General features: G+C 69.9%; 20 protein-coding genes and 1 pseudogene. 12 read left to right on the top strand and 9 right to left on the bottom strand.

Going from position 1 to position 21,945, the window contains the following annotated elements; genetic code table 11:
• The first annotated feature begins 545 nt into the window (after positions 1-545).
• Positions 546-1,979 carry an AAA family ATPase gene (locus WYM_RS11360; RefSeq protein ID WP_019180961.1) on the top strand — a complete coding sequence of 478 codons (1,434 nt, stop codon included), beginning with the start codon at positions 546-548 and terminating at the stop codon, positions 1,977-1,979.
• 74 nt (positions 1,980-2,053) lie between these two features.
• Here the strand turns inward: WYM_RS11360 and WYM_RS11355 are convergent, their stop codons facing one another.
• The 3 genes from WYM_RS11355 to WYM_RS11345 form a co-directional block, all read right to left on the bottom strand.
• Positions 2,054-2,635, bottom strand: coding sequence for a GNAT family N-acetyltransferase (locus tag WYM_RS11355; RefSeq protein WP_019180960.1), 582 nt, complete (start codon positions 2,633-2,635; stop codon positions 2,054-2,056).
• Positions 2,636-2,901: 266 nt separating this feature from the next.
• Entirely contained in the window at positions 2,902-3,162 is a 261-nt protein-coding gene (locus WYM_RS11350; protein ID WP_019180959.1) for a hypothetical protein, read from the bottom strand.
• A 164-nt stretch (positions 3,163-3,326) separates the two neighbouring features.
• On the bottom strand, positions 3,327-3,572 hold the full coding sequence (locus tag WYM_RS11345; RefSeq protein ID WP_237739401.1) for a hypothetical protein: 246 nt from the start codon (positions 3,570-3,572) through the stop codon (positions 3,327-3,329).
• A gap of 359 nt (positions 3,573-3,931) precedes the next feature.
• Here WYM_RS11345 and WYM_RS11340 point away from each other — a divergent pair, with 359 nt between their 5' ends.
• The gene (locus tag WYM_RS11340; RefSeq protein WP_019180957.1) at positions 3,932-4,294 is read left to right on the top strand and encodes a hypothetical protein; all 363 of its coding nucleotides are present in this window, start codon (positions 3,932-3,934) and stop codon (positions 4,292-4,294) included.
• Here the strand turns inward: WYM_RS11340 and WYM_RS11335 are convergent.
• Positions 4,279-4,593 (bottom strand): hypothetical protein, encoded by a 315-nt coding sequence (locus tag WYM_RS11335; protein WP_019180956.1) that lies wholly within the window; start codon positions 4,591-4,593, stop codon positions 4,279-4,281. The genes WYM_RS11340 and WYM_RS11335 overlap by 16 nt on opposite strands.
• A gap of 141 nt (positions 4,594-4,734) precedes the next feature.
• On the opposite strand from WYM_RS11335, the gene WYM_RS11330 reads away from it, so the two are divergent.
• The 6 genes from WYM_RS11330 to WYM_RS11305 all read left to right on the top strand — a co-directional run bounded on the left by WYM_RS11330 (position 4,735) and on the right by WYM_RS11305 (position 10,326).
• Positions 4,735-5,097 (top strand): hypothetical protein, encoded by a 363-nt coding sequence (locus WYM_RS11330; RefSeq protein ID WP_019180955.1) that lies wholly within the window; start codon positions 4,735-4,737, stop codon positions 5,095-5,097.
• A 99-nt stretch (positions 5,098-5,196) separates the two neighbouring features.
• Positions 5,197-5,580, top strand: a complete 384-nt coding sequence (locus WYM_RS11325) for a hypothetical protein (RefSeq protein WP_019180954.1) — start codon at positions 5,197-5,199, stop codon at positions 5,578-5,580.
• Positions 5,581-5,609: 29 nt separating this feature from the next.
• Positions 5,610-6,554: a CPBP family intramembrane glutamic endopeptidase gene (locus WYM_RS20005; protein ID WP_019180953.1), complete on the top strand. Its 945-nt coding sequence runs from the start codon at positions 5,610-5,612 to the stop codon at positions 6,552-6,554.
• Positions 6,555-6,584: 30 nt separating this feature from the next.
• Positions 6,585-8,372 carry a DUF4012 domain-containing protein gene (locus WYM_RS11315; RefSeq protein ID WP_026059751.1) on the top strand — a complete coding sequence of 596 codons (1,788 nt, stop codon included), beginning with the start codon at positions 6,585-6,587 and terminating at the stop codon, positions 8,370-8,372.
• A 57-nt stretch (positions 8,373-8,429) separates the two neighbouring features.
• A complete protein-coding gene (locus WYM_RS11310; RefSeq protein WP_019180951.1) occupies positions 8,430-9,008 on the top strand; it encodes an LPXTG cell wall anchor domain-containing protein in 579 nt (192 codons plus the stop codon).
• Positions 9,009-9,486: 478 nt separating this feature from the next.
• The gene (locus WYM_RS11305; RefSeq protein WP_019180950.1) at positions 9,487-10,326 is read left to right on the top strand and encodes a hypothetical protein; all 840 of its coding nucleotides are present in this window, start codon (positions 9,487-9,489) and stop codon (positions 10,324-10,326) included.
• Between the two features lie 17 nt (positions 10,327-10,343).
• On the opposite strand, the gene WYM_RS11300 is transcribed toward WYM_RS11305, so the two are convergent.
• From WYM_RS11300 to WYM_RS19995, 3 genes are all read right to left on the bottom strand, one after another.
• A complete protein-coding gene (locus WYM_RS11300) occupies positions 10,344-11,126 on the bottom strand; it encodes an alpha/beta hydrolase (RefSeq protein WP_237739400.1) in 783 nt (260 codons plus the stop codon).
• A gap of 176 nt (positions 11,127-11,302) precedes the next feature.
• Positions 11,303-11,806, bottom strand: coding sequence for a VanZ family protein (locus WYM_RS20000; protein ID WP_019180948.1), 504 nt, complete (start codon positions 11,804-11,806; stop codon positions 11,303-11,305).
• 275 nt (positions 11,807-12,081) lie between these two features.
• Complete coding sequence (locus tag WYM_RS19995; protein ID WP_019180947.1) at positions 12,082-12,792, bottom strand: endonuclease/exonuclease/phosphatase family protein; 711 nt, start codon at positions 12,790-12,792, stop codon at positions 12,082-12,084.
• 241 nt (positions 12,793-13,033) lie between these two features.
• Here WYM_RS19995 and WYM_RS11285 point away from each other — a divergent pair, with 241 nt between their 5' ends.
• Positions 13,034-13,969: a response regulator transcription factor gene (locus WYM_RS11285; RefSeq protein ID WP_019180946.1), complete on the top strand. Its 936-nt coding sequence runs from the start codon at positions 13,034-13,036 to the stop codon at positions 13,967-13,969.
• A 110-nt stretch (positions 13,970-14,079) separates the two neighbouring features.
• On the opposite strand, the gene WYM_RS11280 is transcribed toward WYM_RS11285, so the two are convergent.
• Entirely contained in the window at positions 14,080-14,784 is a 705-nt protein-coding gene (locus WYM_RS11280) for a glycosyltransferase (protein WP_019180945.1), read from the bottom strand.
• Between the two features lie 224 nt (positions 14,785-15,008).
• Here WYM_RS11280 and WYM_RS11275 point away from each other — a divergent pair, with 224 nt between their 5' ends.
• Positions 15,009-16,658 (top strand): sensor histidine kinase, encoded by a 1,650-nt coding sequence (locus tag WYM_RS11275; RefSeq protein WP_019180944.1) that lies wholly within the window; start codon positions 15,009-15,011, stop codon positions 16,656-16,658.
• Positions 16,659-16,663: 5 nt separating this feature from the next.
• Positions 16,664-17,851 carry a hypothetical protein gene (locus WYM_RS11270; protein WP_237739404.1) on the top strand — a complete coding sequence of 396 codons (1,188 nt, stop codon included), beginning with the start codon at positions 16,664-16,666 and terminating at the stop codon, positions 17,849-17,851.
• Between the two features lie 6 nt (positions 17,852-17,857).
• Here the strand turns inward: WYM_RS11270 and truA are convergent.
• A pseudogene (gene truA, locus WYM_RS19990) lies at positions 17,858-18,711 on the bottom strand (tRNA pseudouridine(38-40) synthase TruA).
• Between the two features lie 895 nt (positions 18,712-19,606).
• Here truA and WYM_RS19985 point away from each other — a divergent pair.
• On the top strand, positions 19,607-21,775 hold the full coding sequence (locus WYM_RS19985) for an acyltransferase family protein (RefSeq protein ID WP_019180940.1): 2,169 nt from the start codon (positions 19,607-19,609) through the stop codon (positions 21,773-21,775).
• Positions 21,776-21,945: the final 170 nt, after the last annotated feature.

The raw sequence follows: 21,945 nt of genomic DNA, 5'->3' as shown, positions 1-21,945 counted from the left end.
GGGCGTGATATCGGGGTAGTCCCCGATACAGCGATGCATCCTGGGGGTTACAGTCAGGGCAGTCCTCCGACGGCCGAGATCCCCCTCATAGTGTCACGGCGGACCTGGGGTCCCCTCGTCCTCGCCCCCTATGGAGCCGAGGGGATCCCTGCCCAGATCACCCTTGCACCCGGTGATCCGTGGACGTCCCGCTTCGACCACTGCAGGTCGAAGCGGGACGTCATCCGCAGTCCGCGCGGCACAGAGGCTCTCGGCCCGGGGGAGGGTCGATCGAGAACGTGCACGTCGAGCCTATGAGCAGACGTCGATTGCCAATTGAGACTTCTCACGCACCCGGGTCATCGGGTAATGTGCGACGCCTCCCAAGCAGTGGCGTCAGCCTCCTCGGCACATTCCTCGTCGCGGTCTTCTTCTATCTGCCCCGGGGGCGGTCATTTCGCTCCTCATGAAGAACCCGACCTGCTCGCCTCCGACATCCGTCAGTTCTTCCAGACACTGCGCTGAATCTTCGTGCAGCACCACGGATCCGTGAGAGGTTCGAAGGCATGCTGACTGACGTTGACCGGGAAGTGATGCGGGCGGTATCGGGCTACCTCCAGCGCGTGAACGAACTGGCGCACCAGGAGACGCTCGCCACCCGAACACCGCTGGGCGACCTGATCAGTGAACATCTCGGAACCGATGCGGCACAGGTCTCGGTCGTGGTGGAGCACATCGCCGACCACCGCCTGGTCGACGCCGACCTCGCTCTCGAGGCGCTCGCGGGAGAGGGCGAGGGCCGACTCCTCGGCATCACCGGCGGCGACCAGAGGCACCATCAGGGGCTGGCGGAGTTCGTGATCGGCAGTCACATCCGATACGCCGCCGGGCCGGTCGACTACGCCGAGCGGGCCACCGGCCCGGACTCGAGCAGACGAGTGGTGTCGCTCGGCATCCGGCTGCTGCGCTTCGACGGCGCACCGATCGCCGTGGCCCAGCGCGCCGCCGCGCCCCAATACGGCCGGCAGAGTGCCACGGTCGAGGTGATGGGCGTGGATCCCGCCATGGTGACGCGCTTCCTCGAGACCCTGCGGCGCACGATGGTGGAGCGCAGCGTCCTCCGCGGCCAGGTGCTCTCCTTCCAGGCGACCGAATACGGCCGGGATGCGGGCGCGACGTTCGTGACGCGACCCTCCGTCGCCTCCGACGACATCGTCCTCCCCGAGGGCGTGCTTCAGGAGGTGCTCCAGCACGTCGTCACGATCGGCGCACACCGTGACGCGCTGCAGAGCGCCGGCCAGCACCTCAAGCGGGGTGTGCTGCTGTACGGACCGCCGGGAACCGGAAAGACGCTTACTGTCCGCCACCTTCTCACCGCCACGCCCGATACGACCGCCGTGGTGCTGACCGGGTCCAGCATCCGATTCGTCAGCGCCGCCGCCGAGATCGCGCGCACCTTCCAACCGTCGATCGTCGTGCTCGAAGACATCGATCTCGTCGCGATGGAACGGCATGCCTCTCCGCAGCCGCTGCTGTTCGAGGTGCTCGACGCCTTGGACGGCCTCGACGGCGATGCCGACGTGGCCTTCGTCATGACGACGAACCGAGTGGAAGTGCTCGAGCGGGCGCTCGCCGAGCGTCCGGGGCGCGTCGATCTGGCCGTCGAGGTGCCGCTCCCCGCGGTAGCCGAGCGGCGCCGGCTGTTCCGCCGCTACGCGCAGAACCTGCCCTTCACCGATGCGGCGCTCGATGACGCGGCCGACAGCGCCGACGGGACCACGGGATCGTTCGCGAAGGAGCTGATGAGGCGCACCGTCCTCCGGGCCGCCCAGGACGAGCGGAAGCCGGCCGACGAAGACCTGGCCGCTGAGCTCGCACGCCTGATGGACTCACGCGAACAGCTCACGCGCACGATGCTGGGCTCCGGCGCCGGAGCGCTGTCGGAGCCGGGTCAGAACGGACAGCCCGGAGCCGGATTCGGCTGGTTCGCCAACCAGTAGCGAGCGGGGCGTTCGCCGGGACGCGGTGGGTTGGGCCGGCAGTGGTGGAGCGTCGGCGGGGCCCGCGGGAGCGGTCACCGTGGCCGGCGGAGCATGGGGAAGATCGGCGGCGACTCTCCCACCCGAATGGTTCCCAGCAGGTCGAACCCGTGCCGCTCATAGAGGGGGACGTTCTTCGGGTTGCTGGACTCGAGATAGGCCGGGGTGTGGTCGCGATCGCAGGCCATGAGCGCATGCGTCATCAACGCCCCGCCGTATCCCTCGCCCTGGTGGGAGGGGTCGACCCCGATGAACGGCAGATACCAGTGCGGCTCCTGCGGGTGATGCCGCTCCATCTGTTCGAACAGCGCGGAGACGTCCTCCGGCGGCGCGGCGCTGGAGGATTGCATCACCTCGGCCAGCGCGCCCTCGTCCGGATGGACGCCCGGCGGCAACCACAGCGCCCCACCCCCGTAGCCGTCGGCGTAGTACGCACTCCCGTGTGAGAACGCCTTGCCTCCGAGGATCCGCGCGAAGACAGGGAAATGCCGGAGGTACTCGTCGGGAGCGGGCCAGGTCCAGCGCGTCGCAGGATCCGAGCCGAACGCCAGCACCAGGACGGCGAGAACCGCGGCTTCGTCCGATGCCGAGGCGGTCGCGATTGTCGGCGATGTCATGGAGGCCCCGCTTCCGGGCGTCGCGCAGGAGGGACGACGTCACCGCCCATCATCGCAACGCGGGGGTGGTTGCACCAGGCGTGGTCGGTGCAGCGGCGGTGGTGATCGGCGCTTCGGGCGATGTCGGAGGGCCCTGTCATGATGGATCCAGTCGACGAGATCGATTCGTTCGGTCCTCGATCTCGGCCGGTTCACCGAGTGCCCGCGGTGTGCTGGAGACGCGTCGGGCGAGGCCGACCCACACGGGCCCTCACCCTCAGCGGCCTTCAGCCGAGGTACCGCCGCAGGGTGATCTCGCGGGTCGTGAAGAATCGACGCACCCGGACGAGCGTCACGCCCGCGGCGCGCAGCTGTTCTGCCTTCTGCACGTCGAGCCTCCCGCCCCGCGAGCGCTTCCAGCCCACATCGCCGCGATACTCGGCGACGATCCTCGGGCGGGCTTTCGCCGATCCGAGTCGATCGCGCAGATACGCGTCGCGAGTTCGGTCGTAACGCCGTTGGGCAGAACGCGTCTCACCCTTGCTCATCCTGAATCCCCAGACTCATTCCCCAGTGCGCGTGCTCTCCCCAGAGCCGCGTTCGCCGACCGTGATCGTGTCCCCTGTGCCGGCGCAGCCGCGTTGTGTCGCGGCATCCCTCATCCTGGCGTTCTCATGCGGCGGGATACAAGTCGGCACTCATGGGCGCACGTCTACCGCACGGGCGGAAGGTGCGGGATCTTGATCGGTCGGGTCGAGCGCTGAAGCGTGCCAGTCGCAGTGCGTCGCTCGACGTCGTGCAGCGCGTCCTCCAGCCGGATGTAGGACATGGGAAGGCGCAGGTGCCGCAACCAGGTGACGTCGAAGATGTCTTGCTTCGCCTCGATGTGCGCGACCACATGGCGCGAGTCGTCGAGCGGATAGGCGGTGTCAGAGATGAGCCAGCCGGTGTCGCTCACCGGCACTGTCCTGAACCGACCTGCCATACCTCAAGCTCCATTGCTCCCGGCGAGGGATGGGTCGAGTCTAGGCCGCCGGGCAGCGAACGGGAAGGGACGTCACGCCCGCGGCCGACCCTCTTCTCGAGGAATTGTCCGGTTGGTACGATCGGGATGACGAGCCGCTGGCGTGACCGGCATCCCCGCAGTATTCGCGTTCTGCGAGTCCCCCAAGGAAGCTGCGGGGATGTCTTCACACCGTGCGAATGACCGTGTCGTATCCGGTTGGACGACCATGAGCGCGTGGGACCCCCTCGCGCTCGTCACGCGGCGCCGCTACGGTGAGGGCCAGTACGCAACCCTCGCCATCGGAGAAACTCATGAACAAGCGTCCTGTGGGCGTCACCATCGTCGCGATCATCGCGTGGGTGAGCGGCCTTCTTCAGATCATCGCCTCGATCTTCGTCATCGTCGCCGCCCTCGTCATCACCCCGGTCGCGCTCGTCGCCTGGCTGAGCCTCGCGATCGGCATCGTGACCCTCATCGTCGGCGTCGGGCTTTGGCGCGGCAGCCGCACCGCACGCACGGTCGCCACGATCGTCTTCATCGCCAACATCGTGCTCGAGGTGCTGGGCATGTTCAACGGCGAGAGCCTGTGGTCGGCCATCAGCGGCAGCATCCTGTCGATCATCGGCCTGATCCTGCTCTACACCAGCTCCGCCCGCGCCTACTTCGGCGACTGACGGGCTGTTGCACGGCGCCCCCGGCCGGTGAGCTCGCCCCAGTCGGCGACGGCTCCGCCGCGGGGGCCGTGCGCGTCGATGTAGACGCGATGCACGCGCTGGCACGCCTCACGCAGCGTGGTCGCCCAGCCGAGCACCTCGCCGCGCCGCACCACGCGATAGCGGACGTCGGCGCCGTTCATCACGCGACGGATCTCGATCGTGCCGTACTGACTGCCGTCGGGCGCGATCATGCGCCACGTTCCGGTCGGTCCCTCGACCGCCGCCAGGATCGGATGCCAGTCCGCTCGGTCCTCCACCGGAGTTTCCCCTCTCTCCGGCCGAGGGCAACAGAATACGTCGCGGATCGGACAGCCTCAACTCGGGCTATCCCGCCGACCGGCGCGGCCGCTACGTTGTGACCGAAGCACCCGTGCTCGACAAGACGAAGGACAATTCACATGGCGCAGCGCCCCCTCGGTGTCACCCTCGTCGCGATCATCGCGTGGCTGTCGGGCTTTGTGCAGGTCATCGGCTCGGTCATCGTGATCATCACGGCGCAGTTCGTGACGTGGCCGGCCGTCGTCGGATGGATCAGTCTCGTGATCGGCGCGGTCACCCTGGCGGTCGGCGTCGGCCTGTGGCGCGGCAACCCGACCGCACGCACCATCGCGACCATCGTGTTCGTCATCAACATCGTGTTCGAAGTGCTCGGCATGTTCAACGGTGAGAGCCTGTGGTCGGCGATCCTCGGCTCGGCGCTGTCGATCGTCGGGCTGATCCTGCTCTACACGCGCCAGGCGCGGGAGTACTTCGGGTCGTAAGCGCCCGCCTGCCTGCCCTGTAGACGGGTGTGGCGTCGACCCAGTACGTTGTGCGCAACTCACGTTCGTGAGCTGGGGAACGAACAACGGAGTACGTTCATGGCACAGTCACGCCCCGTCGGGGTCACCATCGTGGCGGTTCTCGCCTGGATTTCTGGATTCTTCAGCATCCTCGGCGGCATCCTCATGATCATCAGCGGCCTGGAAGTCGCCAGTATGAGCCGCGAGGCGCTCATCATCGCCGCCGTCATCTCGATCATCGTCGGAATCGTCGTGATCATCGTGAGCTTCGGCCTGTTCCGAGGCAGCAACGTGGCGAGGATCATCGTCACCGTCGTGTTCGTTCTGAACATCGTCAACGCGGTCATCCAGATGTTCACAGGAACGCAGAGCCTATGGACCGCGCTCCTGTCGGCGCTGCCGTCGATCATCGGCGTGATCCTGCTCTACACGAAGTCGGCGAACGCCTTCTTCACCCGCTGAGCAACACCGCCTCAGGAAAGGGACTGGCCGTGATCCGGCTGCTGCGTCGGTACCCGCTCATCGCGTACTTCGCGCTCGCGGTGCTCATCTCGTGGGCGGTGGTGCTCGTCCACGTCATCCCTCAACCGGACCTGCCGACGACGTGGGTCACGATCGTGCTGATCACCGCCGGTCCGTTCGTCGCCGCGTTCACCATGCAGGCGGTGCTGTACGGGCGCTCCGGCGTGCTGCACCTGCTGAAGCGGATGATCCGCGTGCGAGTGAACTGGGTCTGGTACCTGGTGGTGCTCGTGGGCATACCGGTCGTCCTGGTGCTCGGCACGCTGCCCCTGCCAGGGGCCATCGCGTCCTTCGACCCCACCGTCGCGCCCGTCCCGCCGGCGCTGCCCGGGCTGCCCGGAGGCTGGGCGAGCTATGCCGTCTACTTCGTACTGGTGCTGGTCGTCGGCGGGCCGCTCCTCGAGGAACCCGGCTGGCGGGGATTCGCGCTCCCGCGAATGGAGGCGAAGCTCGGCTACTGGGGACCGCTCGTCGGCACGCTGATCCTGGGTGTGCTGTGGGCGCTCTGGCACTTCCCGCAGTACATGATGCCGACGTGGGCGGCGCAGAACGGCGGAGTCAACCTCCCGGCCATGCTCATCTACATCGCGAGCGTCATCCCGATCACGGTCATCCTCTCGTGGATCTACAACCGGACCCGCGGAAGTCTGTTCATGACGATCCTCGCCCACACGTCGATCAACGCGTTCTCGATCTACATCGGGGCGCTGTTCCCCGCCCAGGCCGGAAGCCTCGTCAACGGCTTCGTCGGCTTCGGGGGCGCCGCGCTCCTCATCGTCGTTCTCACCAGGGGTCGGCTTGGATTCGACCACTACCTGCGGGAGGTCCCGGTCGAAGAGCTCCGGCTCGACGGCGCGGAAGCCGCGGTCGCCGCGGAGCAGAAGGAAGTGGACGCGCCTGATCGCGCGCGGTGAACGCTCGGGCGGGCGTCGTAGGGTGGTGCGGTGACTTCACCGCTGCCCTCCTCTGCGCGCACGGCGGGTCGAGTCTTCGCCTGGGTGCTGGCCGGCGTGCTCATCGCCGTCGTTCTCGTCGTCGCCTGGATCGGCATCCGCGGTGCCCTCGCGTACGGTCACCTGCGCGACGCGCAGGCTGCGGCATCCGGCGCCGGCGCTCAGCTGTCCGACCCTGCTGCCGCCGCCGATACCGTGGCCGGCATCGCTCCGCACACGGCAGCGGCGCACGATCTCACCTCCGATCCGATCTGGAGACTCGCCGAGGGCGCGCCCTGGATCGGTCCGCAGCTCGCGGCGGTCTCGAGCGTGGCGGCGTCGCTCGACGACATCGCGTCCGACGCCCTCGCGCCGCTCGCAGACGCGGCCGCCGGGTTCCCTCTCGACGCCCTTCGCCCGCAGGACGGCCGCATCGACCTGACGACCATCGTGCAGATCCAGGATGCCGCGCACACGGCAGCCGACGGGATCGCCGCCGCCGCGGCATCCGTCTCGGCCATCGATCGCACCCCGCTGCTCTCGCCCGTGCGCGGCGCCGTCGATCAGGTCGACGCGCTGCTCGCCGAGACCACGGTGGCCACGAGCGCGCTCTCTCGAGCGACCACCCTGCTGCCCGCGATGCTCGGCGCCGAGGGGCCGCGCAACTACCTCGTGCTGTTCCAGAACAACGCCGAGTGGCGTTCGCTGGGCGGCATCCCGGGCGCCATGGCGCTGCTGCACACCGACGGCGGCGCGCTCAGCCTCGCCGCGCAGGAGTCGTCGACCGACTACCCCCGCTACGACGCGTCGGTGCTGCCGCTCGGCGACGAGATGACCGCGCTGTACGGCGAGCGCCCGGGCCGGTGGATCCAGAACGTCACGCAGGCCCCCGACTTCGCCGTGGCGGCCGCACTCGCCCGCGAGATGTGGGCGCGCGAGCACGGCGGTCAGCAGGTCGACGGCGTCATCGCCCTCGACCCCGTCGCGCTGTCGTATCTGCTGGCGGCGACGGGACCGATCGAGATGCCCACCGGCGACGTGCTGACCCCCGAGACCGCCGTGCCGCTCCTGCTCAACGAGGCGTACCTCCGCTACGAGCGCCCCGCCGACCAGGACGCCTTCTTCGCCGCCGCCGCCGCGATGGTGTTCGACCGGATGGCCAACGGCGGGGTCGATCCCGCCGCCCTGGTCGAGGCGCTGGGCAAGGCCGGCGACGAGAACCGCCTGCTGCTGTGGAGCGCACACGAAGACGAGCAGGCCGTGCTCGCCGACACGACTCTCGCGGGCGGGCTGCCGGTGACGGATGCCGCGACCGCCCGCTTCGGCGTCTACCTCAACGACGGCACCGGCTCGAAGATGGACTTCTACCAAACCGCCACTTCGACCCTCACCTGGAACGACTGCCGCGTGGACGCCGCCGGCACCACAGTCGGCGACGCGACGATGTCGGTGACGATCGCTAACAATGCGCCCGCGGACGCAGCGTCGCTGCCCGCGTACATCACCGGCGGTGGAGCCTTCGGCGTGGAGCCGGGGATCGCTCGCACCGTGGCCTACGCGTATCTGCCCGAGGGGTGGGAACTGGCCGACGCGACGATGTCGAACGGCGCCGGATTCGGCGGCGGCATGCACGACGGCCGGCGGGTCGTGAGCTTCTCGGCCGACCTCGCGCCGGGGCAGTCGGTGACCGCGGCGGTGACCGCCAAGGCCGTGACGCCGGGAGCGGCGACCATCGAGGTCGTGGGCACGCCCACCACCGCGCCGGTCGCCGACGTGACCGCCACCTGCAGTTACAGCTGAGTGAACAGGGGTTCTTCAGTTTGGTAGGACCACGGCGGCACCCGTAGTCTGGAGCCGATGATCGCCTCACGTCTGCGTGCCGAACGCCGCGCCTCGCCCGTTGCCCGAGTGGCAGCCGTTGCCGCGCTGGCGTCCTTCGCGATCCTCGGCGCTCCCGCCGCGGCGCAGGCGTCGTCGACGATCTACCCGCCGTCGGGTTCGTGCACCACGGCACCCGCGACCGCGCAGGCCGGCGAGACCATCGGCTTCCAGTGCGCCGCCGGCACCTTCTCGGGTGACGAGAGCGTCACGATCACGGTCACCGGCGAGAACGGCGCGAACGCCTCGATCGGCATGGTGCGCTTCGCCATCTCGACGGCGAGCGAGATCGTCACCTCGGAGTCCAACGGCTCCCTCGCCCGCGTCGGAGTCACCCTCCCCGCCAACGCGTCGGGCACGTACAACATCGCCGCCGTCTCGTCGACATCGGCCGGCGGCACCGCCGCCCTCACGATCACCGGGGCCGACGGCCTTCCCGCGACCGGTCTCGACAGCTCGTCGACGCTCGGCCTGTGGATCGGCGGCGGCGCGCTGGTGGCTGCCGGCGCGGCCCTCGCCTTCGCGGCTGTCGCTCGCCGCATGCGCGACAACGACTGAGTTCCCTCGCGGGCTCGCTCCGCAGCATCCGAGGGGCACTTCCTGCGCGAGTCGCGGTCGCGTGGCCGCGCGAACTGACTTGCGAACAAGCGGCCCGAGCCACATCGGGGTTCGAGGGACAGGTAGGGCGGGTATCACGGTGGTGAAGCCGCGCGAAGTGACCCGCGAAGACACACCTCCAAGCCGCCATCAGCGTTCGAGGGGCACGTCGCGCGGGTATCACGGTGGTGAAGCCGCGCGAAGTGACCCGCGAACACAACACTCCTCTGAGTCGCCATCAGGGTTCGAGGGGCACGTCGCGCGAGTATCACGGTGGTGAAGCCGCGCGAAGTGACCCGCGAACACAAACTTCCGAGCCGCCATCAGGGTTCGAGGGACAGTTCCTGCGGGAATCACGGTCGCGTAGCGCGCGAAGTGACCCGCGAACGGCGGTCGGCAACGACCGTCGAGGTCCGCGGCTCGCGGTATCGTCGGCGGCATGACCGTGCCTGTGTCGACGTCGATCGAGCGCACCTACCGGTACCTGCGAATCGGCGTCGCCGGGACGGTCGTGGTCATCTTCGTCGCGGTCGGCCTGGCCGCGGCATCCGTCGGCTGGCTGACCTCGGTGAGCGACTACTTCTACACGCCCGCGCGCAACGCGTTCGTCGGTGCCCTGATCGCCGTCGCCCTCGCCCTCGTCGCGCTCTCGGGCCGCGGCACCGAACGCGCCCTGCTCGACGCCGCTGCACTCTTCGCCCCGCTCATCGCCCTGGTGCCGACGACGGTCGTGCCCGATGCGATCCCTGGCGTCTCGGTGACGTGCGCGCATCGCTGCTTTCCACCGGCATACGAAGCGGATGCCGCGAACGGCGTCGGCACGTACCTCGTGGTCGGCGGGGTCACCGTGCTGGTCGCCCTCCTTCTCGCGGCTCTTCGCCAGGTCTCGCTGGCGGCGATCGGGTTCTCGCTCGCCGTCACGGTCGCCGTGCTCGCAGCGGTCGGACTGACATGGACCTTCGCACGCGACACGTTTCTGCAGCAGGGCCACTTCGCCGCGACGATCGCGTTCTTCGCGCTGTTCGCGGCGGTCGCGATCCGGAGTGCCTTCCCGCGCCGGGAGGCACCGCCGCGGCTGGTGTACCGCGTGCTCTACGCCGCGATCGCCGTCGGGCTCGCACTGGTGCTCGTGGCGTACGTCATCTTGCTGCCGCAGGCCGACGCCTACGGCATCCCGCTCATCCTGCTGGCCGAAGCGGCCGCGCTGGGGCTGTTCTTCGCGTTCTGGGTCGTGCAGGGAATCGAGAAGTGGAACGAGGCCGACCCCGGCCTGCGATAGTCGAGGCCGGCGCACCCTCAGCCAACGACTGGGCCGAGATGGCGGGCGAAGAAGCGGGCCACGTCCTCTCCCGCGAATTGCGGGACGCCTGTGTGGCCACCCATGTTGGCGGAGAGAGTCTTCTCGGTCGATGCGAAGGCGTCGAACAGATCGAGAGCCATACTGCGGTCATTTCCCTCGTCATCCCACTGCAGGAGAACGTGGAGCGGGATGGTGACTTGGCGCGCCTCTTCCATCGTCTTGCGCGGCACGTAGCTTCCAGCAAAGAGTCCGGCCGCCGTGATACGTGAATCGATGGCGGCAAGGCGGGTGCCGACCGCGATCACCCCACCCGAAAATCCGACCTTCTCGCCGATTTCGGGACGGTCGAGCACCTCGTCGAGAGTGATCTGCCACTCTGGCACAGCGTGATCCACCAGCGGAAGGATCAGTCGGTCTATGACGTCCGCGGCCGGCCGACCGCCAGTGGAGATTGCACGGATGAGGTCTGCTCGCGCCTGCTCCGCACCGGGCAACGGCCTTCGGTCGCCAGCCCCGGGCGGCTCTATGGAGACCGCAGCAAAGCCCTGCTCAGCGGCGCTGAGCGCCCGTACAACCAGGCGGGTATACATCCGTCGGATGCCGAACCCGCCGGGCTGTCCCATCAGGATGAGTGGAACTGGCGTGGACGCCGAAGCTGCTTGCGGCGTCCACAGAATGCCGGAGAAGTCGCCGACAGTGAATCGACGCTCGGTGATGCCCTCGTCGAGAATCTGTTCACAAGTGAAGTGCATGGTCGTGCCTTTCAGGAGTGCTGCCACTATGCGGCGCTCCCGGACGACCTATCGCCCGACCGCGACTCCCCAGAGGAGCACCGACGTCAATTCGTTCACGGGTACCACCTCCTCAGATTCCTGCACGGACGGCCAAGCGTATCAGCGCCGATCTGAAGCTCGCGGCTTCGCTCGGCAGGTTCGAAACACCGATGCAGGTCGAGCTACACGACCCGGTCGCCGGAGGTACCGAGCCCCATTTCTTCGCGTTGCCTGCGGAGCCACAGCACCGCACCCAGACCGATCGCGGCACCGCAGAGGTTCGCCAGCACATCGCGCTCGCTCGGAGTCCGCTCGGGCAGAAGAACGGCCTGGGCGAGCTCGATCGCGACGGTCGCGGCCAGCGCGATGCCCAACACCCACCACGGCGACGACGACCGCGGGCGCACGAGGGTCAGCAGCACGCCGAACGGGACGAACAGCACGACGTTCGCCGCCGTCTCGATCACGTCGTACGTGAGCCACGGCACCGTCCGGGTGATCGCGGACAGGAGGCCCGCGGCCCCGCGATCCACCGGCGTCGGCCACAGGGCGATCAACGTCAGCGCCACGACATACGCCACGAGCCACCGGCGCGCATCGTGACGCATGCGCCGATCACGCACCGCGGTGGGCACCACCACAAGCGCGGCGGTGTCGCCGGTTGCGGCATCCCCTGCGGCGTTCATGGCGGGCAACCCTCTCGTCGGGCGCTGCCCCGATGCCGCGCGAGTGTCGCAACGATACCGCGCGGAGGCAGGTGCGTTCACCCCGGTCGAGCGCGGGTCAGGCGCCCTTCGACAAGCTCAGGGACCGGAGGAGGCTCAGGGACCGGAGGAGGCTCAGGGACCGGAGGAGGCTCAGGGGGCGGAGGAGGCTCAGGGGCCGGAGGAGGCTCAGGGACCGGAGGAGGCTCAGGGGCCGGAGGAGGCTCAGGGACCGGAGGGGCTCAGGGACCGGAGCGTCAGGCGGCGCCGGTCTGGGCCTCGACGGTGCGACGTACGCCGGCCAAGGGGTGCGCGGTCACGAGGATCGGCAGGTGGTCGCTCAAACCCTGCGGGAGGGTGCGCACCCGGTCGATCTCGAAGCCGACGGACGTCGCGAAGTCGTAGTGCCCGCGGAAGAACCGGTAGCGCGTATAGGTGCGCGAGTCGCTGAGATTCAGCTCGTACCCCTGCTCGCGCACGTGCTGGCTCAGATGCTCCTTGAACACCGGGTAGTTGTAGTCGCCCACCATCAGCGACGGCAGATCGGCGCCCAGCTGCTGCAGCTCGGCAAGCGCCGTGCGGATCTGGTGCCGCCGCAGCGAATTCAGGGCGGTGAGCGGCGCCGCGTGGAACGACGCCACGATGAAGTCGACGTTCTCGTCGATATCGTGCAGCCGGACCCCCAGCATCCGCTCCTCCGCCGGCTTCAGCACGCGGTCGTGAAGCGACTTCTTCAGCGCCAGGGCGCGCACCTCGTCGGCACGGTACGTGTTCTCGCGGTAGTACACCGCCAGCCCGAGCCGGTTGCGCTGCGTCGACTCAGCCAGCCTCAGACCCGAGATCTCCTCCGGCAGGTCGGAGGTGTCGGCCTCCTGCAGACAGAGCACATCGGCTCCGTGACGCTCGACCAGGTGGACGAGCTCCCCCACGGCGCGATGCTTGCGCAGGTTGTACGAGATGACCTTCATGTCGCCGCCCAGCCTAGGCCCGTGAGGTTGCGCGCGCCTGGCCTTGCGGTGGACCCTCGGATGACTTAAGGGCAACACGGGACCAGGTCAGCCGGCGGATGACGCCCAGGCCCGGGGCGGTGAGTCCGGCCCGTCGGCCGTTATGTGTAGCATCAGGTGTACTTGCCGCATGCGTCGGGGGCCGCGGCTGGGGGGTTGGGGTCCGGTGCAAGTCGAAAGGTCGAAAGGACCCTCTCGCGCCATGACCGCCCCAGACGAACTCAAGACCGCCGTCATCATCGAGGACGATCCTGAGATCCGGCAGATCCTCGCCGAAGTGCTCGAGGCCGCCGGCTTCACCACCGTCTCGGTCGGCAACGGGATCGACGGCGTGAAGGCGGTGCTGACGTACCAGCCGGTGCTGACGACGCTCGACGTCACGATGCCGGGCATCGACGGGTTCGAGGCCGCCAAGCGCATCCGCGCCCAGTCCGACACGTTCATCATCATGCTGACCGGTCTCAACGAAGAGGCCGACGTCATCGCCGGCCTCGGTGCCGGAGCCGACGACTACCTGCAGAAGCCGTTCCGGCCGCGAGAACTGCGCGCGCGCGTCGACGCGATGCTGCGCCGCTCCCGCGAGACGACGGGCGCCGTCACCACGACTGCTCCGCCGCTTCCCGCTCGGGACAGCGTGGGCCCCTCCTTCCCGGGAGCGCGCGTGGCCAGCGGGACGACCAGCCCACCACCGCACGACGCGGTCGACGCCGACGTCGTCCCCCTCGACGAGGTCGAGACTCGCCCCTCCTCGAGCGAAGCGACCGCCGTTGCCGGTCTCGGGAACGACACCTACACGGAGTCCGTCGAGGAATGGCTCGTCCACCGCGACCTGCGCCTGCACCCCGAGTACCGCGTCGCCGTGGCCGGCGATGCAGAGCTCGACCTCACGCGCACCGAGTTCGACCTGCTGGCGACGCTGCTCGAGTCCAAGCGCCGGGTGCGCAGCAAGGCCGACCTGACGCTGGTGCTGCGGGGCGAGTCGTACGTGACCAGCTACTTCGTCGGCGACGCCGACAAGCGGGCGGTGGAGGCGCACATGACCAATCTGCGCCGCAAGCTCGGCGACAGCGCCGCGAGCCCCCGCTACATCGAGACGGTGCGCGGGGTGGGCTACCGCCTCACGTCCGAGACCGCCTGAGCCCGCCGGACACCGCACCGTCGCACGAAACCGTCGCACGAAAAGGAAGCGGAGGCATCCGTTCCCCAGAAACGGATGCCTCCTCTTCTCCCCCACGCCGCGCTCCCCAGCTAGCGGCGCTCCCCACTCTCCGATGCGATTCGGGTTCGCATCAGACCTCGTCCGCCCGTCGACGGATGAAAGTGCAGGACCTCGACGGGATGCATCCCGCCGTGAGAGGCCGCCCGATCGGCGACCTCGCCGGTGCGCTCCCACGGCGCAGACCGGCTGCCCTGCTCCATCGCCTCGCGCAGAGCCTGCGTCGAGAAGATGATGAACGCGTCGTCGATCCACGAGATCGCCGACATGGCGCCGATGCGAGTCTCTGCGACCGCCTCCGACTCCAGGTATTCCACCGCTCGGTCATCAGTGACCGCCTCGCCGTCCATGGCGAGCAGAAAGTCATAGCCCTCGAGGAGGGTGTAGCCGTAGTTGAACGCGCCGGCCTTCTCGCCGGGGTTCCGGCCGATGTCGTGGACGAAGACCTCGGTGTACTGCTCACCGAGCACCGTGACGACCTCGTGCGGCCCGGCGTACCGCGACGCGACGTCTACGGTGGCGTCGGTGGTGTTTCCCACCACGACGTGGACGACGTCGGGAACGCGGGTCTGGGCGAGCAGCGACTCGATCACCTGCGCGATCGACTCCTCCTGGTTGTGGGCGGGGATGACGCAGCCGATGGTCGCGTGGTGGCCCGCGGCGTCGGTGACGGGGGGCGCGACCGGCTCGACGGCACGCGCGGTGCCGGTGGAGCGGATGGGAGCCAGGTCTGTCACGATCGTCGCCTTGTGGTTCGAAGAAGTCCGGGAGTGGAAGCCCCGGAGTCGGAGTCGGGGTACCGACCCCGGGACTGACATCAGCTTGACGGGCCGACCGCAAGACGAGGCCCCAGATGCCGCCGAGGAAGCGCAAGGTTCGCACAAGCCCTCCCCAAGAACGCCTGACGGCGAGCCGGATCGGTGCGCGGGCTCGAGGGCGAAGCGTGAATAGAATCGCTTCTATGGCGACCGGGGGCCTCGCATTGCCGACGTTCGTCGTCGGAACGCCGGACGCGCGCACCCGCTCGGTGTGGCTGACCCAGCTCGTCCTCGCCGCGAGCGTTGTGCTCACGTGCGTCCTGGTGCTGGTTCTCGAGCCCACCCTCTTCGGCAACTGGTACTTCGCCGGCGGCATGTTCGCCCTCATCGTGCTGACCCTCGTCACCCTCGCGGTGCCGTGGGCACGCCTCCCACCGCTTGCGGTGCTCGCGATCCCGTTCGCCGACGCGCTGGCGATCGGGTTCGTGGCGAGCGGCAACCAGCTCCGGCTGGGCTACCTCTGGGTGTTCCCCGTCATGTGGGTGGCGATGCATTTCCCCGCGGTCGCCCTCGCCGCCATGCTGGCGCTGGTCGGCGGCATCCTGCTCATCGACACATGGGCCAATCCGGGCGGACCCGGGACGCTGCGGGTCTTCGTCGTGCTCGTCTCGCTCACGTTCCTCGGGATCACCGCGCACCTCGCCCTGCGCCGCACCAGATCGCTCAGGCGCCTGCTGCGCCGGCAAGCCGGTCGGCTGAGCGCAACGCTGGAGCGCCGCTCCGACCAGGAGCGCCGCACCACCGAGATCCTCAACGGCGTCGACACCGGCATCGCCCGCATCTCGAGCGACGGCACCCTCATCACCGCCAACGACGCGTACACGCGCCTGTACGGCCTCGACCCGCTCGACCCGATGCTGCCGGCTCGCTCGGTCGAGTACACCGCGCAGCGCGGCATGCCGGTTCCGCTGTCTGAGCGGCCCTTCGTGCGCGCCGCACGCGGAGAGACCTTCACGGATGCCTCGGTGTGGCTGTTCACGCCGGAGGGCGAGTGGCACGCGCTCTCGGTGACCGCCAAGCGCCTGAGCGCCGCAGGCGACGAGGACAGCGGCGTGCTGCTGCTCGTCCACGACGTCACGGTCATCACCTACGCGCAGCGCGAGCGGGAGCGGCTGACGGCCATGGCGTCGCACGAGCTCAAGCACCCGCTCACCGTGATGATCGGCAACGCCGAGCTCGCCCTCGAGCTCGACGACCTCACGCCGCGCACGCGCGAGCGCTTCGAGGCGATCGTCTCGGCCAGCGAGCGCATGCTCGAGATGACCAACAGCATGATGTCGACCTCGCGCGCCGGCTTCTCGCGGCGCGACGCGTTCGACGAGATCGACCTGCGGCCGATCCTTCTCGACTCGGTGGCGTCGTTCCGCGCCACGGCGACCGCGCACGAGGTCGCGGTGGACGTCGAGGCCGAAGAGGCGCTGCCGGTGACCGCCGACGGTTTCCGCCTGCGCCAGGTCGTCGACAACATCGTCAGCAACGCCATCAAGTACACTCCGCGTGACGGCCGCGTGCAGATCGTCGGTCGCCTCGAGAGCGACAGCGTCGCGCTGGCGGTCAGCGACACCGGCATCGGGATCGCGGCCGACGACCTTCCGAACATCATGACGCCGTACTACCGCACCACGCAGGCCAAAGAGACGGCGGGCGGCACCGGGCTGGGCCTGGGCATCACCAACGAGATCGTCCGCGCGCATGGCGGCACCCTCACCATCGACAGCGCAGCGGGCGAAGGCACCACGGTGTGGGTGCGACTGCCCCATGCCCACGACCTCGACCTGGAGGTGCGCTCGTGAACGACATGCTCGTGAGCTCCGGGATGGAGCTCGGCATCGCGTTGGCTGCGATCACCACGCTCGCCACCGCGCTGACCATCGGCATCGCCTTCCTGGTCAAGCCCGGCAGGGCCACCCTGTACTGGTCCATCGCCTTCACACTGGCCATGACGGCCACCTACGGCGTCGTTGCCGGCGAGCTCAACGACGCCGAGACGCTGCGACGCGTCGCTCTCGGGGCGCTCCTCGGGGCCCCGGCATTCCTGTGGTCGGGTTTCCGCGCGTGGTGGGGACTCACGCCGTACGCGTGGACCGGCTTCGCGATGGCGGCCGTGGCGGGCACGGCGCTGGCCCTCGCACCCGACATGGTCTGGTTCACTCTGACCTACCGGGTCGCGTATCTCGCGGCATCCGTCTTCGCGGGCCTGTTCTTCCTCGACTGGGTGCGCGGCGCCGACCGCCGGAACGATCGACTGGTGCTGCCGATGGCGATCGTCTCGATCGCGTTCTTCGTGCTCGGCGTCGGAACTCTCTTCACCGGACTGCTCTTCCCTCCCACCGGCGGCGACGACTTCGGCCTGCTGCGCATGATCTCGTCGGTGGGGATGCTGGCCTACGTCGGCTGCGCGCTGGTCGCCGTCGTCGGGCTGGCGACGCGGGACGGCGGCCTCGTCCGTACCGCCGCCGCCTCGAACGAGTGGCAGCGGTTCGAGCGCACCGCGGGCGACCGGCTGGTGCGCGCCGCCGCCACCGGCGAACCCTGGTCGATCGTCTACCTGCACCTCGACGACGCTGCCGACATCCGCCAGACCGCCGGGGCGAGCGCCCTCGCCGACCTGTCGCGCCGGTTCGAGCGCGCCGTCGGCTCGGTGTTCCCCGCCGAGGCCGACATCGGCTCGCCGGGAGCGGGAACCGTCGTCGTGCTCGTGCCCCGCCCCGACGCCACCGTGCGCGACTACCTGCGCACCATTCTCGACCGCGTGCCGCAGCTCGACGTGCACGGCAGCCTCGCCATCCGCCCGACCGCGAGCGCCGGCTGGGCCCCGGTGTCGACGCTCGGCTACGACCTCGACGCCCTCATCTACACCGCACGCGAGGCCTCGGCCCTGGCGAGCGAGCAGGGCGGCGACCGATGGGAGCGCGTGGGTGCGACCGTCGTCGACCGGCTGATCAGCCGCTCCGAGACACCGCGGGTCCGCGCCGACTCGCGCTGACGCCGCTCACTCGTACGACCGGCGCGCGCGGGTCTGCTCGGCACGCTGAGCGAGCAGGTCGTCGGCCGGGTAGCCGACCTGGGTGAGGGTCAGGCCGCGCGCGGCGAGCACCTTCACCTCGGGCACGCGCTCGCGGGCGTCGCGGATGTCGCTGACGTCCTCCGTGTCGAGCCGGCCCTCGCCCACGGCGACGCACGCGCCGACCAGCGCGCGCACCATGCTGTGGCAGAACGCATCGGCCTTGACGTTCGCGACGAGGACGCCGGCCTCGTCCCGGTGCCAGTCGAACTCGAGCAGCGTGCGGATCGTGGTGGCCTCTTCGCGGGGCTTGCAGTAGGCCGCGAAGTCATGCAGGCCGATGAGGCTGCGGGCCGCGGCATCCATCGCCTCGTGATCGAGGGATGCTCGCACCGAGGTCGTGCGATGACGCTCGAGCGGGTCGTACCCGGTGACCGCGTCGGCGATGCGGTACTCGTAGCGCCGCCACACCGCCGAGAAGCGGGCGTCGAAACCGGGCGCGGCCTCGGCGGAGCGCGTGACCGCGACGTCGGAGTACGAGCCCACCACGCCCGACATGCGGGCGGCGAGAGCGCCGGTGCGGTCGGCGGGGCGTCGTGCCCGGGGCGTGGCCGGCGGGCGAGAAGCCGCTCGGCCTGGCTCTCATCGAGGTCGACGTGCGCGACCTGACCGGTGGCATGGACCCCGGCATCCGTCCGCCCCGCGACCACCAGCCGCGGTTCGCCGCCGAGCACCCGGCCCAGCGCGGACTCGAGCGTCTCCTGCACCGTGCGGAGTCCCGGTTGCCGCGCCCAGCCGCGGAAGTGCGTCCCGTCGTAGGCGATGTCGAGCCGGATCCGCACCCGTCCACCCTACTTGCGGGCGTATCCCGGTGACGCGGCAGGAGCCGTGGCGAGGTGGGGCGCGGGCGCGAGGTGGGGCGCGGGCGCGAGGTGCGGCGGCGGTAAGCGGCGCATGCGGAGGAGATGCGCAGGATGGGAGGGCAGGGCTGGGCGGAGCCTCCTCCGTTCTGCCGCATCTCCTCCGTCTCGGGCGCGGGGTCGGCTGGCCCAGGGCGTGGATCGGTGCGCTTCGAGCCGTGGCGCGTGGCAGGGTGCCCGAACGCGAACGGAGGAGTTGCACACGTTCGAAGGACCCGCCGAGGCGAATCCTCCTCCCTCTTGGCTCATCTCCTCCGCCTCTGGCGCCGGGGGCGGCGGGGGCGCTCGGAGGGTGCGAGGCGTCCGGCGGGATGGGCGTGCACGGCGTGGTGAGGCGCCCGGCGAGCGTGAGGTGCTCGGCGGGGTGGCGTGAGGTGCTCGGCGGGGTGGCGTGCGGTGCTCGGCGGGGTGGCGTGCACGAAACGGAGGAGTTGTGGACGTAAGGAGGACCCGTCGAGGCGAATCCTCCTCCCTCTTGACTCATCTCCTCCGCTCTGGCGCGGGATCGGGGGGTGGCGGGGATCGGGGGGTAGCGCGGGATCGGGTGGTCGCGGCGGGGATCGGGTGGTGGTGGCGCGGGATCGGGTGGTGGCGCGGGATCGGGTGGCAGCGCGGACTGGGGCGGTCAGGGCCGCGGTGCAGGCGGAGCGAGAGCGGAGGAGATGGCAGGAAGGGGAGGACCGTCCCCGCGCAAACCTCCTCCGTTCCGCCGTATCTCCTCCGTTCGTGACCGGCCGGCGACGGCACCGCACCGCCACTCACGGTGAGACTTCAGAGGCGTCGTCGTAGACTTGGCCGTCCCCCCTCGAGAGAACACATGACGTCGACTGCGCCCGCCGAACGCCCCGCTCGCTACGCGGGACTCGACGGTCTGCGCGCCATCGCGGTGACGCTGGTGGTCGTCTACCACCTCTTCCCGCCGGCGCTGCTGCCGGGCGGATTCGTCGGGGTCGATGTCTTCTTCGTCATCAGCGGCTTCCTGATCACGAGCCTGCTGCTGCGGGAGCACGACGCCACCGGCCGCATCGGCCTCTGGACGTTCTGGCAGCGCCGAGCTCGACGCCTCCTGCCCGCTCTCGGACTGGTCGTAGCGGTGTGCTCGACGCTGGCGTGGCTCGTCGGCGGTGATGTGCTCGTACGACTGGGCGCCCAGGTCGCCAGCGCCGCGACCTTCAGCTACAACTGGGTCTCGATCGCCGGCGGCGGCGGATACTTCGCCGCCGCGACGCCGGAGCTCTTCCGGAACTTCTGGTCGCTCGCGGTCGAAGAGCAGTTCTACGTGCTCTGGCCACTCGTCTTCCCGCTGTTCCTGCTGCTGCCGCGGGTCTGGGCGCGCGTCGCGGTCGCGCTGGCGCTCGCAGCGGCATCCGCGATCTGGATGGGCGCCGTCGTCAGCCGCGGCGACGATCTCACGCGCGCGTACTTCGGCACCGACACGCACGCGTTCGGGCTGCTCCTCGGCGTCGGCCTGGCTTTCCTGCTTGCGCGGGTGCTCGTGCGGCTGCCGGTGGCGCAGAGCGATGGGATGCCGGAGGCCGCCGTCTCGGCGGCGGCAGCGCCGCACGTGCCCGCGCTGCCTGATGGAGTGGCGCTTCCGGCCGGCTGGAAGGTCGTCATCCCGCGGACCGCGCCGGCCTCCGGCACCTCGGACGCTCCCGCAGCGGCGGTTGCCGGCACTACGCAGCGAGCGTGGATCGATACCCGGGCCGCTCGGATCATCAGCGGCATCATCGGCATCGCAGCCGTGGCCGGCATCGTCGCGATCGCGATGGTGGCGCCGGCGGACTCCGCGCTGACCTTCCCGGGCAGCCTCCTCGGCGCGAGCGCGCTCACCGCCGTCGCGATCGTCGCCGGGGTGTGGCCGGGCTCGTGGTTCGGGCGGGGCATCGACGTCGCCCCGCTGCGGTGGATCGGCGACCGCTCCTATGGCATCTACCTGTGGCACTGGCCGCTCCTGGTGCTCGCGGTCGCCGCTGTCGAAGGCACCGGAACCTCGGCCGGCGTGCCGGTGTGGATCGGACTCGGAGTGCTCGCGGCGACGGCCGCGGCATCCGCTCTGTCGTATCGCTTCGTCGAGATGCCGGTGCGCCGGCGGGGGCTACGGGGGTCGCTCCACGTGCTCGGAGCCCGGCTGCGCAGCGGCCCACGCGCGCGCGTTCGGGCGATCGGAGTCGCACTGGCGGGCGTGCTCTTCGTCGCCGGAACCGGCGCCGCCATCGCGGCCGCCCCGACCGTGTCGAGCAGCGAGGCCGTCGTCGAGGCCGGACGCCACGCGCTCCAAGAGGCGATGCGCGAGGCGTCGGCGGCGGCCAGCCCCGAGGCCGGTGCGGCCACCCCCGCCGCCGAGGGTTCGGCAACCCCGGGTGCGACGCCGACTCCGGGTGCCGCAGGCGAGGGCTCCACGGGAACGGATGCCGCAGACCCGGCCTCCGCACACGTCCCGGGCGATCAGATCACGGCGGTCGGCGACTCGGTCATGCTGGCATCGGCGCCCGGGCTGCTCGAGCGCCTGCCGGGCATCGAGGTCGACGCCGAGGTGTCACGGTCGATCTGGGCGGGCCCCGGCATCCTGGATTCCCTCGCCGATGCCGGACGGCTGCGGCCGTACGTCGTCGTCGCGCTCGGCACCAACGGACCGGTCAACGCCGAATCGCTCGAGCGGATGGTCGCCGCCGTCGGACCCGAACGGCACCTCGTGCTGGTGAACGCCTACGCGCCGCGCGACTGGATCCCCGGCGTGAACGCCGACCTGCAGGCGTTCGCCGACGCACGCTGCAACGTGAGCATCGCGGACTGGTCCGGCGCGGTCACGCCGCGCACCGACCTGCTCGCGGGCGACGAGATCCACCCCGGGCTCGAGGGCGGCCGACTCTTCGCCGAGACCGTCGCCGACGCCGTGGACGCCGCCGAGCGGGAGCGCCGGGAGCGCCAGGAGAACGCCATCCGCAGCATCGAGTCGCGCCTTGGCATCGACCTCACCCCCTAGGCCACCGGCCCGTCGCAAAACCGGAGGAGATGAGCGGAAACGGAGGAGTGTTTCGCCCCGATCCGTCCTCCCGCTTCTGCCATCTCCTCCGATCGTTCACGGACCCCCGCACCTCGGCATCGACCTCACCCTCGGCCACCGGCCCGTCATAAGCGGAGGAGATGAGCGAG

Source organism: Microbacterium yannicii PS01 (assembly GCF_000304335.1).
GTDB lineage: Bacteria > Actinomycetota > Actinomycetes > Actinomycetales > Microbacteriaceae > Microbacterium > Microbacterium yannicii_A.
This window is presented reverse-complemented; position numbering and strand designations above follow the sequence as displayed.

Coding starts and splice junctions, on each gene's coding strand:
- WYM_RS11340 (WP_019180957.1), top strand. CDS start 3,932: ATGAACAAGCGTCCTGTGGGCGTCACCATCGTCGCGATCATCGCGTGG.
- WYM_RS11355 (WP_019180960.1), bottom strand. CDS start 2,635: ATGACATCGCCGACAATCGCGACCGCCTCGGCATCGGACGAAGCCGCG.
- WYM_RS20000 (WP_019180948.1), bottom strand. CDS start 11,806: ATGAACGCCGCAGGGGATGCCGCAACCGGCGACACCGCCGCGCTTGTG.
- WYM_RS19985 (WP_019180940.1), top strand. CDS start 19,607: ATGACGTCGACTGCGCCCGCCGAACGCCCCGCTCGCTACGCGGGACTC.
- WYM_RS19995 (WP_019180947.1), bottom strand. CDS start 12,792: ATGAAGGTCATCTCGTACAACCTGCGCAAGCATCGCGCCGTGGGGGAG.
- WYM_RS11310 (WP_019180951.1), top strand. CDS start 8,430: ATGATCGCCTCACGTCTGCGTGCCGAACGCCGCGCCTCGCCCGTTGCC.
- WYM_RS11360 (WP_019180961.1), top strand. CDS start 546: ATGCTGACTGACGTTGACCGGGAAGTGATGCGGGCGGTATCGGGCTAC.
- WYM_RS11350 (WP_019180959.1), bottom strand. CDS start 3,162: ATGAGCAAGGGTGAGACGCGTTCTGCCCAACGGCGTTACGACCGAACT.
- WYM_RS11305 (WP_019180950.1), top strand. CDS start 9,487: ATGACCGTGCCTGTGTCGACGTCGATCGAGCGCACCTACCGGTACCTG.
- WYM_RS11330 (WP_019180955.1), top strand. CDS start 4,735: ATGGCGCAGCGCCCCCTCGGTGTCACCCTCGTCGCGATCATCGCGTGG.
- WYM_RS11285 (WP_019180946.1), top strand. CDS start 13,034: ATGACCGCCCCAGACGAACTCAAGACCGCCGTCATCATCGAGGACGAT.
- WYM_RS11275 (WP_019180944.1), top strand. CDS start 15,009: ATGGCGACCGGGGGCCTCGCATTGCCGACGTTCGTCGTCGGAACGCCG.
- WYM_RS11270 (WP_237739404.1), top strand. CDS start 16,664: ATGCTCGTGAGCTCCGGGATGGAGCTCGGCATCGCGTTGGCTGCGATC.
- WYM_RS11325 (WP_019180954.1), top strand. CDS start 5,197: ATGGCACAGTCACGCCCCGTCGGGGTCACCATCGTGGCGGTTCTCGCC.